The sequence below is a fragment of the Aestuarium zhoushanense genome (assembly GCF_056431045.1).
In genome coordinates this window covers 118,103-132,783 of record NZ_JBWKMA010000015.1, presented here as the reverse complement: position 1 = coordinate 132,783, position 14,681 = coordinate 118,103, and the positions used below count along the sequence as shown (strand labels likewise).

At 55.5% G+C, this 14,681-nt stretch carries 14 protein-coding genes and 1 tRNA gene; 7 read left to right on the top strand and 8 right to left on the bottom strand.

Going from position 1 to position 14,681, the window contains the following annotated elements; all coding sequences use genetic code 11:
- Positions 1 to 136: 136 nt before the first annotated feature.
- A tRNA-Ser gene (locus AC07ED_RS06445) sits at positions 137 to 226 on the top strand.
- A gap of 69 nt (positions 227 to 295) precedes the next feature.
- On the opposite strand, the gene AC07ED_RS06440 is transcribed toward AC07ED_RS06445, so the two are convergent.
- Positions 296 to 1,003, bottom strand: coding sequence for an SH3 domain-containing protein (locus AC07ED_RS06440; protein ID WP_105235043.1), 708 nt, complete (start codon positions 1,001 to 1,003; stop codon positions 296 to 298).
- A 144-nt stretch (positions 1,004 to 1,147) separates the two neighbouring features.
- Between AC07ED_RS06440 and msrB the strand changes: the two genes are divergently transcribed.
- A complete protein-coding gene (gene msrB, locus AC07ED_RS06435; RefSeq protein ID WP_105235042.1) occupies positions 1,148 to 1,594 on the top strand; it encodes a peptide-methionine (R)-S-oxide reductase MsrB in 447 nt (148 codons plus the stop codon).
- Positions 1,594 to 2,091, top strand: a complete 498-nt coding sequence (gene msrA, locus AC07ED_RS06430; protein ID WP_105235041.1) for a peptide-methionine (S)-S-oxide reductase MsrA — start codon at positions 1,594 to 1,596, stop codon at positions 2,089 to 2,091. Before msrB ends, msrA begins: the two co-directional genes overlap by 1 nt.
- A gap of 25 nt (positions 2,092 to 2,116) precedes the next feature.
- On the opposite strand, the gene AC07ED_RS06425 is transcribed toward msrA, so the two are convergent.
- Positions 2,117 to 2,875: an RlmE family RNA methyltransferase gene (locus AC07ED_RS06425; protein WP_105235040.1), complete on the bottom strand. Its 759-nt coding sequence runs from the start codon at positions 2,873 to 2,875 to the stop codon at positions 2,117 to 2,119.
- Positions 2,876 to 2,912: 37 nt separating this feature from the next.
- A complete protein-coding gene (locus AC07ED_RS06420; protein ID WP_105235039.1) occupies positions 2,913 to 4,025 on the bottom strand; it encodes a Ppx/GppA phosphatase family protein in 1,113 nt (370 codons plus the stop codon).
- A 170-nt stretch (positions 4,026 to 4,195) separates the two neighbouring features.
- Between AC07ED_RS06420 and AC07ED_RS06415 the strand changes: the two genes are divergently transcribed.
- The 3 genes from AC07ED_RS06415 to AC07ED_RS06405 are packed head-to-tail and all read left to right on the top strand — an operon-like array spanning position 4,196 to position 6,509.
- Positions 4,196 to 4,492, top strand: coding sequence for a virulence factor (locus tag AC07ED_RS06415; RefSeq protein WP_105236345.1), 297 nt, complete (start codon positions 4,196 to 4,198; stop codon positions 4,490 to 4,492).
- A gap of 26 nt (positions 4,493 to 4,518) precedes the next feature.
- Complete coding sequence (locus AC07ED_RS06410; RefSeq protein ID WP_105235038.1) at positions 4,519 to 5,445, top strand: methylenetetrahydrofolate reductase; 927 nt, start codon at positions 4,519 to 4,521, stop codon at positions 5,443 to 5,445.
- An 11-nt stretch (positions 5,446 to 5,456) separates the two neighbouring features.
- Entirely contained in the window at positions 5,457 to 6,509 is a 1,053-nt protein-coding gene (locus AC07ED_RS06405; protein ID WP_105235037.1) for a methyltetrahydrofolate cobalamin methyltransferase, read from the top strand.
- 52 nt (positions 6,510 to 6,561) lie between these two features.
- On the opposite strand, the gene AC07ED_RS06400 is transcribed toward AC07ED_RS06405, so the two are convergent.
- The 5 genes from AC07ED_RS06400 to AC07ED_RS06380 form a co-directional block, all read right to left on the bottom strand.
- Entirely contained in the window at positions 6,562 to 7,653 is a 1,092-nt protein-coding gene (locus tag AC07ED_RS06400) for an ABC transporter ATP-binding protein (protein WP_105235036.1), read from the bottom strand.
- 15 nt (positions 7,654 to 7,668) lie between these two features.
- The gene (locus AC07ED_RS06395) at positions 7,669 to 9,312 is read right to left on the bottom strand and encodes an alpha-glucosidase (protein WP_105235035.1); all 1,644 of its coding nucleotides are present in this window, start codon (positions 9,310 to 9,312) and stop codon (positions 7,669 to 7,671) included.
- Positions 9,313 to 9,323: 11 nt separating this feature from the next.
- Positions 9,324 to 10,652 carry a carbohydrate ABC transporter permease gene (locus tag AC07ED_RS06390; RefSeq protein ID WP_245918148.1) on the bottom strand — a complete coding sequence of 443 codons (1,329 nt, stop codon included), beginning with the start codon at positions 10,650 to 10,652 and terminating at the stop codon, positions 9,324 to 9,326.
- The gene (locus AC07ED_RS06385) at positions 10,652 to 11,896 is read right to left on the bottom strand and encodes a carbohydrate ABC transporter permease (RefSeq protein WP_105235034.1); all 1,245 of its coding nucleotides are present in this window, start codon (positions 11,894 to 11,896) and stop codon (positions 10,652 to 10,654) included. The genes AC07ED_RS06390 and AC07ED_RS06385 overlap by 1 nt, the downstream gene beginning before the upstream one ends.
- Positions 11,897 to 11,972: 76 nt before the next feature.
- Positions 11,973 to 13,325: an ABC transporter substrate-binding protein gene (locus AC07ED_RS06380; RefSeq protein WP_105235033.1), complete on the bottom strand. Its 1,353-nt coding sequence runs from the start codon at positions 13,323 to 13,325 to the stop codon at positions 11,973 to 11,975.
- Between the two features lie 254 nt (positions 13,326 to 13,579).
- On the opposite strand from AC07ED_RS06380, the gene AC07ED_RS06375 reads away from it, so the two are divergent.
- Complete coding sequence (locus tag AC07ED_RS06375) at positions 13,580 to 14,611, top strand: LacI family DNA-binding transcriptional regulator (RefSeq protein WP_105235032.1); 1,032 nt, start codon at positions 13,580 to 13,582, stop codon at positions 14,609 to 14,611.
- Positions 14,612 to 14,681: the final 70 nt, after the last annotated feature.

The window sequence follows — 14,681 nt, the reverse complement described above, 5'->3', positions numbered from 1 at the left end:
CTGTTGTGCCTTTACATATAGGCCCTCCATGCATGTTCCAATTGCCATCGCAGTCAGTTGATCGATCTTTGCAAAAGATTTTTGTGAAATTGCTATTGCACGCCATTCGAAGTCACATTAAACGCCCCTTCATCGCGGAGAGGTGCCGGAGTGGTCGAACGGGGCGGTCTCGAAAACCGTTGAGCCTTCACGGGTTCCCAGGGTTCGAATCCCTGTCTCTCCGCCATAAAAATCCAAACACGACCACTCACGAAAACGCGCCCCACTCGGGCGCGTTTCGCGTTTCATTGGCGCTTTAACATGCGGGTTCTGCAGCCTCGGCTAGAAAACGTCCTGCAACCCATCCGGTCAAGGTTGGCTCTGTGACGGTTTGGACCTGACACCAGCGTTGCGCTTCTGCCATGCGGCACCCCAAGTTTCGAACGACATCGTCAGTGTGCAAGGCCGCAACTTTGTTTGCACTTTGGCTAGGCCCCGTGCGCAGGTTCAAACCGCCACTAGCGACAACAGCCCAAAAATCAGGCCCGCCCATCAACCCATCAACATAGTCATTTTGGACAATACCCTGTGGATTACCAGTGATCGATATGTCCAACGTATACTCTGCAACCTCGTCGCGTCGCGCGGCTGCGCGATACAGATAGACCATAACCGTATAGTCACCCGAAACTGGTAAGGTGGCGCTAAACTGGTTGAGGTCTGGTACGCTGTCGCTGGTCAAACTACTGACGGCAAGCGCCGCATCACCTGGACCTGCCCCCGGTGCATAAACGTTGAAATAGGTGGCCGCGTTCGACGATTGAAGCGAGAGATCCATCACTTGCCCAGCTTCGGCGCCAAGATGGTACAAAACCGCTTCTCGCCCAACAATCCGATCCGAAATTACGGTCCCTGTCGTTCCCGCTGCAAATTCAACGTCAACGGAACGATCACTTCCCTGACCATGACCTGCGGTCGAAAAAGCCCCAACCACCATCAAAGACGCCGCTACAACCTTCAGCATAATTCACCCCCAAATCTTACCGTTTTAGATTATCACCGATCGGCAGTTCCGTCAGCCCACTTCGGGACCGATCACATCATCGACAACCTTCCTTTGATTTCGACGCAAGACACGCCATATCGTAGCTTCAAATTAGGAGGTGACATGACACAGTATGAACGCCGACCCGAGGTGATCGAAGCGCTCGATCCCGAACAATATTATGTGACCCAAGAATCCGGCACTGAACGTCCGGGCACGGGGAAATACCTCTCCAACAAGGAGCCAGGTCTGTACGTCGACGTGGTTTCGGGCGAACCTCTCTTTGCCTCATCCGCGAAATATGAATCGGGCTGCGGCTGGCCATCATTTGTGAAACCGATTGTCAGCGACCATCTGGTCGAACTTACGGACGTGTCGCATGGGATGGTCCGCACCGAGGTTCGGTCGAAATATGGCGACAGCCACTTGGGGCACGTATTCCCAGACGGACCGCGCGATCGCGGTGGCCTACGCTATTGCATCAATTCCGCTGCGTTACGCTTTATCCATCGTGACGATATGGAAGCCGAAGGTTATGGCGCGTTCATTGATCAAGTGGAGGAAATTTGATGGCTGAGCAACGTGCGGTCCTTGCAGGTGGATGTTTCTGGGGGATGCAAGATTTGATCCGCCGACAAACGGGCGTATTGCGGACACGTGTCGGTTATACGGGCGGTGACGTGCCGAACGCGACCTATCGCAACCACGGCACCCATGCCGAGGGGATCGAGATCATCTTTGATGATACCCAGACGAGCTATCGCGCCCTGCTGGAGTTCTTTTTCCAAATTCATGACCCGACGACAAAGAACCGTCAGGGCAATGACATTGGGTTGTCGTATCGTTCGGCGATTTACTATGTCGATGAAGATCAAAAGGCCGAAGCACTGCGCACGATTGCAGATGTGGATGCATCAGGCATTTGGCCCGCAAAGGTCGTGACCGAGGTTGAACCTGTTGGTGACTTCTGGGAAGCCGAACCTGAACATCAGGATTATCTAGAGCGGCACCCGAATGGCTACACCTGCCATTTCCCGCGTCCGAATTGGACCCTGCCGCGCACATGAAAAAGGGGCCATCTGGCCCCTTCTCTTATTCTTCTTCGTCGTTCAGATCGGCGTCAAAGTCGCCATTTCGTCCCTTATAACCGCGTGCGACCACGAATTTTTCAGAACTATCCGCGCGTGACGATGGCGGTTTGATGTTCGCGACCGATTTGAAGTTCTTTTTCAGCGTTTTCATCAACTCGCCTTCCGCCCCACCAGCAAGGACTTTGGCAACAAAGGTGCCGCCGGGTGCGAGAACGTCGAACGCGAAATAAGCGGCTGCTTCACACAGCGCGATAATGCGAAGGTGGTCGGTTTGTTTGTGACCAGAGGACGCAGCAGCCATGTCCGACATCACAACATCCGCTTCACCGCCCAGCCACTCTTTAACCAAAAGGTCTGCATCGTCGGACAGGAAATCGAGCTGGTGAATTTCAGCACCCGCCAGCGGTTCAACCTCTTGAAGGTCGACGCCCAAAACGGTCCCTATCCGCTTGCCCTGCTTTTCTCCCAGCGCATTCACACGCTTCACCGCAACTTGCATCCAGCCACCCGGTGCACAGCCAAGGTCAACGATCCGAGCCCCCGGAACGAGGAACCGATATTTGTCGTCGAGTTCGAGGATTTTGAACGCCGCGCGACCGCGATAGCCTTCGGCCTGCGCACGTTTCACGTAAGGATCGTTCAACTGCCGCTGCAACCAACGGGTCGACGAGGTCTTGCGACCACGGGCGGTTTTCACCTTAACGAAAAGGTCACGCTGTCCGCGTCCACTGGTATTTTTGGTCCCGGGTTTCTTAGCCATTCTTCCAGTCCGATCTTAGCAGAGCGTTCCTCTACCCCTAAAACGGAGTATCCTCAAGCACGCCATCCGCGCTCATTTGTGCATAAAGCAGACCCTCGCGCAGACCACGGTCCGCGACCGACAGACGATCCGTCGGCCAAATCCGCATAAGGGCCTGAAGGATAGCCGACCCCGACATAATCAAGGCCTGACGATCGCGACCGATCCTCGGGTCATTGCGGCGCCCATCAGGGCCAAGCGATAGGTAGTCCCGAATGACAGCATCAATCTGATCGCTGGTCATCCGAAGCCCATCGACCTTGGTCCGATCATAGCGTTTCAGCCCCAAATGGCTGGCCGCCACGGTCGTGACAGTGCCGCTGGTGCCAACGATCTGGAACCCTTCGCGGGTTTGTTCGGCGGTATAGGGGCTGAATTTCGACAGTTGTTCTTCAAAGAACCAACTCATCAGCGCGAACCGCGCCGCGTCGTCCTCTACGTCCTCGAACTGATCGCGCAGGGTCGCGACGCCTAATGGCACCGAAATCCAATCGACGACTTTCGCCGCCGCAAACGGACCAGGGTCCTGCACAAAGCCACGATGAAGCCGCATGATCGCACCAGGGCGTTCGCGATGCGGCACGTTCGTGAGGTCGATCCAAACAAGCTCGGTCGAGCCGCCGCCGATATCAACAACCAACAACTGTTCGGTTTTGGTGCTGACGAGCGGCGCACAGGAGATAACCGCTAAACGCGCTTCTTCCTCTGGGCTGATAATCTCCAGCCGCAGACCCGTTTCGCGTCTGATCTGATTGATAAACTGCTTACCGTTTTTCGCGCGCCGACACGCCTCTGTCGCGACCAGCCGCATATGGCCGACCTTATGGCGCTGTAGCTTTTGTTTGCAGATCCGCAATGCCGCAATCGTGCGGTTCATCGACCCACGACCTAGCCGGCCTGAACTTTCAAGCCCGTAGCCCAGCTGGACCGACTTCGAAAAGCTGTCAATCACATGAAACTGGCTGCCCTTAGGTTGGGCAATCAGCATGCGACAGCTATTTGTACCCAAATCCAGCGCAGCATAAAGCGAGGCCGGATCAGGCATTACAGGCGCGGGGGTCTCTACCGCCTTCGGGAACGCGCCCGCACCACGGGGACGCTTGGGCGCCATAGGATACGCCCTCCATTTCAAGTTACCTCCAACCTATGCCCCCGCGCGGCGCCGCGCAAGCCTCTCTGGACGAAACCTAGTCGCAGGAAAGTGGCAGCATGTCGAAAACCGACCTCGTGTCGGAAAATGCCGAGCGTATGAAGGAAGCTAAGAAGAACAGGGAATCACAAATGGCAGATGTCACTATCGTTTACTGGCGGGATATCCCAGCACAGGTCATCGTCGGCAAAGGCCGTCGCGGACACAAAGTGCAATTGCCCGAACGGTTTGAACAAGCGATCGACCGCGCCGCTATGAAAGCGGATATGGCGGGAACTGATGATTACCTCTCCGAATGGCGCAAGGCAGAGTCCTACTCTGTCGAAGGTGACGATGCAGAGGTCGCAAATGCTGAAGCTGCCCGTCTCGATGCCGAATACACACCAGAGCGTCTAAAGGCGCTGATCGAAAACAAAGGTCACGCGTGACCAACCGCTCTTTTAAGGAGGCCATGATGGCACTGCTTCCGTTTATGCGTAAAAAAGAAAATGTGACCACGGCCAATGCTGATCTGGAAGCATTCCTCCAAGGTTACTCGATCGAAGTGATGCCGCGCACCGCAGAAAAGGTTGATAACTTCCGCGACCTGCTGCCCGCTGGCACCCGCGTTTACATCGCACATATCGATGGCACACCGATCGAAGACATGGTGGCGACCGCTGCCCGCCTGCGCGACGAGGGCTTTGACCCGATGCCACACTTCCCTGCCCGCATCATCAAAGACGCAGCAACGCTCGAAGATTGGGTGAACCGCTATTCCTCTGAAGCTGGCGTGAACCAAGGTCTCATCCTTGCTGGTGGCGTTGATCAGCCTGTTGGCGAATTCCACTCGTCGATGCAGCTTCTTGAGACTGGGATTTTTGACCGCGCAGGGTTCAAACGTCTGCACGTCGCAGGTCACCCCGAAGGCAACCGCGACATTGACCCCGATGGGTCGGACAAAAACGTCATGGACGCCCTGCGCTGGAAACAGAAATTCTCGGAAACCACCGACGCGAAAATCGCGATGGCAACCCAGTTCTGCTTTGAGGCACAACCCGTGATCGAATGGGCAAACGCGCTTAAGGCTGCTGGCGTAGATATTCCGATCCACATCGGCATCGCAGGTCCGGCAAAGCTCCAGACCCTGATCAAATTCGCTATCGCATGTGGCGTTGGCCCGTCGCTGCGTGTTCTTCAGAAGCGCGCGATGGATGTGACCAAACTGGTCCTGCCCTATGAGCCTAATGAAATCCTCGAAGAACTCGCTGCCCACAAAGCTGCGAACCCTGATTTCAACATTGAACAGGTTCACTTCTTCCCGCTCGGTGGCATTAAAACCAACGCCGAATGGGCAATCAAAAATGGTGGCGACGCTGCCACCCCCGTAAATCAAGCCTAAGGACAGTCAGTATGACCCGCACTATCGTCGAATCCGCATCGAAAACCGCCATTATCGGCTTTGACCAGCCGTTCTGCGTGATTGGTGAACGGATTAACCCTACGGGCCGCAAGAAACTGGCTGCTGAACTGGAAGCAGGCGATTTCTCGACCGTTGAAAAGGACGCTCTGGCACAGGTTGCTGCTGGTGCGAACATCCTCGATATCAACGCTGGCGTTGTCTACAACTCCAACCCGAACCCGAACGAGACAGAGCCGCCGCTCATGGTCAAAATGATCGAACTGGTTCAGGGCTTGACCGATTGCCCGATCTGCATCGACTCCTCGGTTCCTGCTGCTCTCGAAGCGGGTCTGCAGGCTGCAAAAGGCCGTCCGCTTTTGAACTCGGTTACGGGCGAAGAAGAGCGTCTGGAATTCGTTCTGCCGCTGGTTAAGAAATACAACGTTCCTGTTGTTGCGATCTCGAACGATGACACTGGTATCTCCGAAGACCCAGACGTTCGTTTCGAAGTGGCAAAGAAAATCGTTCAGCGCGCTGCTGATTTCGGCATCCCTGCTTACGACATCGTTGTTGACCCGCTCGTTATGCCGATCGGTGCTATGGCGACCGCTGGTAACCAAGTATTCGCCCTCGTCCGTCGTCTGCGTGAAGAACTGGGCGTGAACACCACATGTGGCGCATCGAACATCTCGTTCGGTCTGCCGAACCGTCACGGCATCAACAACGCGTTCCTGCCGATGGCTATGGGTGCAGGCATGACCTCTGCGATCATGAACCCATGCGCCCTGCCTGTCGCGGCATCGAAGATCGAAGAAAAGAAACTGGAACTGGCTGCCGCTGGCATCATCGTTCCTGATGACATCGATCTGGAAACCTTCTGCCAGTTGACTGGTCTGGGCTCGACCCAATCGCGTCCTGGTAAAGAGATGGAAGCAATCCGCGCAGCGAACCTGCTGACCAACAACGATCCGCACGGTGGTGACTGGATCCGCTTTAACAAGCCTCCGTCGGCTGCTGGCGCTGAAGGCGACGGCCGTCGTCGCGGTGGTCGCCGTCGCGGCTAATCCTCTGGGAACACACCCAAAAGAAACGGGCCCTCGCGGGCCCGTTTTTCGTTTAGCGGTAGTAGAGCGATTTTCCGTTGTGGAAGATCTGCACCTTTTCAGGCACCGCCCGTAGGCTAACCGTTTGTCCACGCATATCCGCATGAATACCGGGAAGTTTGCCGATAACAGTATCAGCGGCACCATTCTTTTCGAAATAGAGCAAGGTAACCTCGCCCAGAGCTTCGAGAATATCGACCTTGCCCGTGTAGATAGCATCGCAGTCTTCGCAGGGAACCATGTCCTCTGGACGGACACCGATATTCACCTTGAGCCCCATATCCGCTGTGCTGGTTGGAACCGAAGAGACAGCCGTTCCGCCCGTTGCCAGTTTCACTGTTGTCTGCGCACCCGTTCCAACAATTTCGCCAGCCAACAGGTTCATGGCAGGAGAGCCGATGAACTGCGCCACAAATTCGTTTTCTGGCCGCTCATAGAGTTCGAGCGGCGTACCAACTTGCGCAATCCCTTTGTTCGCGAGAACAACGATACGCGACGCGAGGGTCATCGCTTCGACCTGATCGTGGGTCACGTAGATCATGGTCGACTCAGGCATCGCCTCTTTCAACTGAGCGATCTCAATCCGTGTTGCCACGCGCAGCGCCGCATCGAGGTTCGAGAGCGGTTCGTCAAAGAGATACACCTGCGGGTCGCGAACAATCGCGCGACCGATGGCGACACGCTGACGCTGACCGCCCGAGAGCGCCTTGGGCAGGCGATCAAGATACGGCTCCAACTGAAGGATTTTCGCAGCCTTATTCACAGCCGCATCAATCTCTTCCGCAGATTTCTTTGCGATTTTCAGCGCAAAGGACATGTTATCGCGCACCGTCATATGCGGATAGAGCGCGTAAGATTGGAACACCATGGCGATCCCGCGCTGTGCGGGCGGAATGTCGTTCACGACCTGACCACCGATTTCCAACGTGCCCCCGCTGATCTTTTCCAGACCTGCGATCATACGAAGAAGCGTGGATTTCCCGCAGCCAGAAGGGCCTACGAAAACGATTAGCTCGCCTTCTTTGATGTCGAGGTTGATGTTCTTTAGAACCTCAACGCCGCCACCATAGACCTTGGCAACATCCGTAAGTTTGAGATCGGCCATGTGTTTCCCCTCCCCTTAGGTCCGCTTGAGCGCGATATAGGGCTGCCAAGGCCCCAAGTGCAGCGCGCCATCGGGTGCAACATGAGCACCACCCAGTTCGCCACCAATTGGCAACCATTCCCCAGACGGGGCTGCCAAATCAGACGGCGTGTCGCTCATATTGAACGCGCAATAGATCGTCGTGTCACCCGCAGATCGTGTAAAGCTGACGATATCGCCGTTCACTTCGAGTGGTGTCGACGCGCCAGATTTCAACGCTTCATGAGCGTGACGGAATGCGATCGCTTTGCGGTAGTGATGGATCAAGCCTGCCGGATCTTTTTCCTGCGGCTCAACCGACAGGCCGAGGTGTTCGCTGGACACCGGAAGCCACGGTTTACCATTGGTGAAACCACCGCTGGCATTATCCTGCTCCCATACCATCGGCGTCCGGCAACCGTCACGGCCTTTGAACTCGGGCCAGAATTCGATGCCATAGGGATCTTGCAGATCTTCAAATGCAACATCAGCCTCTGGCAGACCCAGCTCTTCGCCCTGATAGATACAAACCGAACCGCGCAGACACATCATCATCGTTGTGAACAGACGGGATGCAGCAGGTGTCAGGCCCCAACGGGTGACGTGGCGTACAACGTCGTGGTTCGAATAGGCCCAGCAGGCCCAGCCGTCAGCGGCAACTTCGTCGACTTTCGCCAAAACGTCAGCCACAGACTGCGCCGTCGGACGTGCGCCAGACAGCAGTTCAAACGCGTAGCACATCTGCATGGCATCATCGCCACGGGTGTATTGCCCCATGATCTCTAGACCACGCTGTGCATCACCGACTTCGCCAACCGCAGCGGCGCCAAACGGCTCCATCACGGCGCGAAGTTTACGAAGGAAATCAAGGTTCTTCGGGTGGTTCTTATCGTAAAGGTGCTCTTGGTGGTTATACGGATTCACCGACGGCGCGATGGTCGCATTCCGCATCTCTTTGGGCAGCGGCGGGTTATCGCGAAGCTGCTCATCGTGCATGTAGAAGTTAATGGTGTCGAGGCGGAAACCATCGACGCCACGGTTCAGCCAGAACCGACCCACGTCCAAAAGCGCCTCTTGAACCTTTGGATTGTGGAAGTTCAGGTCGGGCTGCGACACAAGGAAGTTGTGCAGATAATATTGCTCGCGACGCGCATCCCACTGCCACGCGGACCCACCGAAGATCGACAACCAGTTGTTCGGCGCGGTGCCATCTGGTTTCGGGTCAGACCAGACATACCAATCGGCCTTATCATTATCGCGGCTCTGGCGGCTCTCGACGAACCACGGGTGGACATCCGAAGTATGCGACAGAACAAGGTCGATCATCACGCGAATGCCGAGGCTATGCGCGGTCTCAATCACCGCATCAAAATCAGCGAGCGATCCGAACATCGGATCAACGTCGCAATAGTCTGACACGTCATAACCGAAGTCTTTCATCGGGGACGTAAAGAACGGCGAAATCCAGATCGCATCAACGCCGAGCGACGCGATGTAGGGCAAACGCTGGACGATGCCCAAGAGATCGCCAATGCCATCGCCGTTGCTGTCTTGATAGCTGCGGGGATAAATCTGGTAAATAACGGCCCCACGCCACCAGTCTTTGTCCTGCGTGTTCGACACAATAGGTGCCTTGCTCATTTCAGTAGTCCTTATTTCACGGACCCGGCGAGGAGGCCTCGCACGAGGTATTTTTGCATAGCAAAGAAGACGATCAGCGGCACAGAGATCGACACAAAGGCCGCCGTCGCAAGAATTTCCCAGTTGCCGCCGCGTGTGCCCAAGAGCTCTACGATTTGGCGCGTCATAACAGTGGTGTTGCCTGAGCTATCGATCAGGAACACGAGAGCCACGAGCAGGTCGTTCCATGTCCACAAGAACTGGAAGATCGCGAAGGATGCGAGCGCAGGGAACGAAAGTGGTAGGATGATACGGGTAAAGATCTGGAAATCGGTCGCACCGTCTACACGAGCGTTTTCAATGATATCCCGCGGAAGGCCAGCCATGTAGTTCCGCAGCAGATAGATCGCGAGAGGCATACCAAAGCCCGTGTGGGCCAACCAAACGCCCAGATACCCTTTGCCGATCCCAATCTCGAGGTGCAGACGCAAGAGCGGGATAAGCGCAAGCTGTAGCGGCACGACCAGTAGACCCACGATTGCTGCGATCAAGAGGGCTCGCCCAGGGAAATCCATCCAAGCTAGCGCATAGGCCGCGAATGCCGCGATGGTGATCGGGATGATCGTTGCGGGGATGGTCACGGTAAGCGTGTTAAAGAACGCCTTTGCCATGTCATCACTGGCTTGTCCGCCACCCTGCCCCGTGCCGAGACCAAAAATGACCGACAACAGGATCAGAGTACAAAACCCGAACACGATAACCGCCGACCGCGTGTGATCGGGACGTAGCGAACGGGCGGAAAATCCAGCTACTGTCCCCACGACGACTGCAGCTACGATATAGACCAGCAGCGATTGAACTACGCCTTGACCCAGAACGGTGTCATAGTTTTCCAATGTGAATTCAGGGGGCGTCACAGCCGTCACAAAGACGCGCTGACCACGGCCCGAAGGTTGATCCACAGAGGACCAAACGTAGTCCCCGTTCGCCTCGACCGCAAAGCTCTCGCCATCACCTAAATCAGCAGTTTCACCCACCGCATAAGCGGAAATTTCGCGGGACGACGATCCCCAACGGGAAATCTCTGCCTCAGTTCCACCCTCAAAAAGGTTCCCCGATACGACCCAAGTTCCGTCCGCCTGCTGAACGGCGAAATCATCTGGGTCTGCCGCACGGAGCGTCAAGCTCTGTTCGCTAGGGAATAGAGCTTTCCACCAACCAGAGGTCGAAATCTGATCTGCCGTACGGAAGGACGAAACAAACAGACCAACAGTCGGGAAAATCCACAGAACAACGAGTAGAACGACTGAAATATGGACCGCCCAGTTGAGCGAGGATTTGGTGCCTGCGATGTTGTCCATCAGCGCATCTCCTTGCGAGCATTATAGACGTTCCAAACGAGGATCGGTGTGACCAGCAGCATAATGATCATCGCAGAGGCCGACCCGACACCCCAGTCATTCGAGCGGAAGAGTTTGTCATACATGTAGTTGGCGAGGACCTGCGTCTCCCACTGACCGTTCGTCATGGCGAAGACGATATCGAACACCTTCAGCACAACGATGGTGATGGTCGTCCAAACCACGACAATCGTGTTCATGATTTGTGGAACTTTGATCTTAAAGAAGATCTGGAACGGGTTTGCGCCGTCGATGATCGCGGCCTCAATCGTATCTTCGGGAATACCACGAAGCGCCGCCGAGAGGATCACCATGGCAAAGCCCGTCTGGATCCAGATCAGCACAACCATCAAGAAGAAGTTGTTCCAGAACGGAATGGTCAGCCACGTTTGCTGTTCACCATAAGGCATCGCGAGGGTCGCACTATCAACCACGTTGAGCGCCGATAGAACAGCAACCCAAGCCAGCAGAACGGCACCGACGACACGCAGGAGTTTGAGGGCAATCCCTTCCACAACATGCGCAGCAGGTTTCACAATCGGACGACCGACAAGGTAGGCTGCATAGCCAACAACAGCGGCGAAACCAGCGAACATCAGGGCGGGAAGAACTCGAAGGATGAGCACAGACCCGAAACCGCCATCGAACTGCAGCCAAAGCGCGTTCAAGATACCGATTTGGTTCTGATCCGCAGGACGTGCGTCATAGATCAATTTAAAGATCACAGCCGCACCAACGAAGGAAATCGCCATCGGCATAAAGATCAGGGATTTTGCAAAGCTGCCCCATTTGATGCGGTCGGTCAGTTGCGCAACCAACAGCCCCAGCGCGGTCGCCGCGGCAGGCACGATGAGGAGCCAAAGAAGGTTGTTGCTCATCGCTTCCCAGAATTTATCTTCAGCGAACATGCGACGATAGTTGTCAAAACCAACGTATTGGGAGGCCCCGCCCGGTAGGCGTTCGCTCAGCGACAAACGGAAGGTTTCGACCACGGGATAAGCAAGGTAGAGCCCCAGCGCCAAGAGCGCGGGCATCAGAAACAGCCATGGACGCACCATATTCGCGCGGTTGATATTGCGCCCTGCGTGAATGCCTTTGGCTGGAAAAAGAACCTTATCGAGAAAGATGTTCGAGCCGTAGAAATAGGCCAAACAGCCGCCAACGCCGATAAAAATGGTGATTAAACCCTGTAACGCCGGACTCATGGCAGCCCCTCCCCTGAGCGGTAGAAAATAGGGGCAACCTTACGCAAAGGTTGCCCCATAGATCATCTAGTGATGATTACTTAATTGCGTCCCAAGACGTCTGGATCGCGTTCGCTACGTCTTCTGCGGAAGCGCCGCCAACGTAGTCAACCATGCCAGTCCAGAACGAACCTGCGCCAACAGCGCCCGGCATCAGGTCGGAACCGTCAAAGCGGAAGGTGGTTGCGCCCTGAAGGATCTCGCCCTGCGATTTCAGCGCTGCCGATGCATATGCATCGTTGTTCACGCCGAGGTGCGGTGTGAGGAAGCCACCCTGAGCCATCATGACTTCTTGTGCAAACGGGGTCTGAAGGAATTCCATGAAGCCAGCGGTCGCATCAGATGCGTTGGTTACAGCCATCAGAGTACCGCCGCCCAGAACTGGGTTGCCGAGGTCTTTGTCTGCGTAGGACGGGAAGTAGAAGAAGTCAGCATCGGTGCCCACTTCGGTGCCTTCTGGGAAGAACGCCGGAATGAACGAAGCCTGACGGTGCATGTAGCAAGCCGGCGGAGCGTCGAACAGGCCTTTCGGGCTATCACGGAAGTCGGTGGTTGCTACAGCGCCAGCGCCGCCAGCAACATATGCGTCGTTCTTCGCGAATGCGCCGAACTCTTCAATTGCACCGATAACTTCAGGCGAGTTGAATGGCAGTTCGTTGGTGGTCCATGCGTCATAAACGGATGCAGGCTGCGTGCGGAGCATCAGGTCTTCGACCCAGTCAGTTGCCGGCCAGCCAGTCGCTGCGCCCGAACCCAGACCGATACACCACGGGGTGCCACCGTCAGCAACGATCTGATCGGTCAGTGCTTTGAGTTCTTCCATCGAGGTTGGCACTTCGTAGCCAGCATCTTCGAAGTTCTCAGGGACGTACCAAACGAGCGACTTCAGGTTCACGTTGAAGAAGAAGCCAAAGAAGTCGTCGCCAGCACCAGCATTGTCATAGGTGCCGAGGTCAACCCACGACTGACCAGCAGCGTAGTTGTCCAGAACCCACTGACGTGCATCAGCACCGAGCGGGGACAGTTTGCCTTGGCTTGCGAGCGAAGCGGCAAGACCCGGCTGCGGGAATACTGCGAGGTTCGGTGCAGCGCCTGCTTCAACGTCGATTACGATCTGCTGTTCAAAGCTGTCAGAGCCAACGTAAGATACGTCTGCGCCGGTCGCTGCTTCAAAGTATGCAACCATGTTGTTGAAGTAGTCAGCTTCTGGCGACATCCACGGACCAGAGATGGTCACGGTCTGACCTGCGTAGTCGTGGCCAGCAGCGAAGTCTGCGTAGCTATCCCAGCTGAACGCGCCCTCGCCCTCAGCGAAAATCAAGTGTGCATCTGCGTGCGCCATCGTGGCGGTCAGCGCGATAACTGCAGCACCGGTGTAAAATTTCTTCATGGTTTCTCCTCCCAAGTCCGCCTCTCGACGATTTGAATGTGATCAAGTCCGCCTATCAAATTTATCCAAAGCGGTTTGATTGGTGTAACGATTGCCTCATTCAAAAGGCACTGTCAATGATTCACCAATATAGCGCTAACACACCCAAAATCACCTTCGCACCTGCAGAAAATTAATAAATACACATTAAATTGACGTTAATAAGCGGCGCAGATAGTCTGAGCTTTGAAATTTAAAACCGCTTTGGAAACCGAATGAACCTCAAAGAGCTGTCCACGAAACTCGGATTGAGCCAAACCACGGTGAGTCGCGCATTGAACGGCTACCCCGAGGTTTCCGAAGAAACGCGCGAAAAGGTTCGCCGCGCTGCAGAAGAACATAACTACCGCCCCAACACACGTGCCCGCAGCCTAGCGACGGGTCGCACAATGGCGATTGGTCACGTGATCCCTGTGTCGACAAAGCATGAGATGGTGAACCCAGTCTTCGGCGATTTTATCGCAGGCGCTGGTGAGGTTTATTCTCGTGAAGGCTACGACATGGTTCTGACCCTCGTTGAGGATAACAACGAGGAAGCCGCCTACCGTCAGATCAAATCTCGCGGCTCCGTCGATGGCGTTGTGGTCCACGGCCCCCTGATGGATGAACCCCGTATTCCTCTGCTGAAAAAGATCGGCCTCCCATTCGTCGTGCACGGTCGCGCCACTAATGCGGTCGATCCTTACTCTTGGGTCGACATGAATAACCGCCGTGCGTTTGAGCGTGCCACCGAACTTTTGCTAGATCTCGGCCATCGTCGAATTGCTTTGATAAATGGCCTTGAGAGGATGGATTTCGCCTTCCGTCGTCGCGAGGGGTATGAGGCCGCGCATTACAATCGCGGACTGACCCCCGACCCGATTTTGATGTGTAGCCACGAAATGACCGAACTTTTCGCGCATGACACGACGGCGACCCTGCTCGGCCAGCCCAACCCACCGACGGCTTTCCTCGTGTCCTCAATGATCTGCGCTTTGGGTGTCCGTCGCGCAATTGAAGAACGCGGATTGATCATGGGCAAGGACGTGTCTGTCGTCACACACGACGACGTGTTGTCCTACCTACGGAACGGCGGTGATGTGCCAATCTTTACAGCCACGCGATCCTCTGTTCGTGAGGCTGGCCGAAAGTCTGCCGAAATCCTGCTGCAAATGATCAATGATCCGACCCGCGATCCTGAAACTGTCCTCTTTGAAGCCGAATTGGTTTTGGGTCAGTCCACAGGTCCCGCACTGGTTCGGGCTTAATTCAAACTTGCAGCCTAATCGCTTTGAACACTAAAAGCAGCGCACGCGGGAACGCAGTCGCTCATATCTC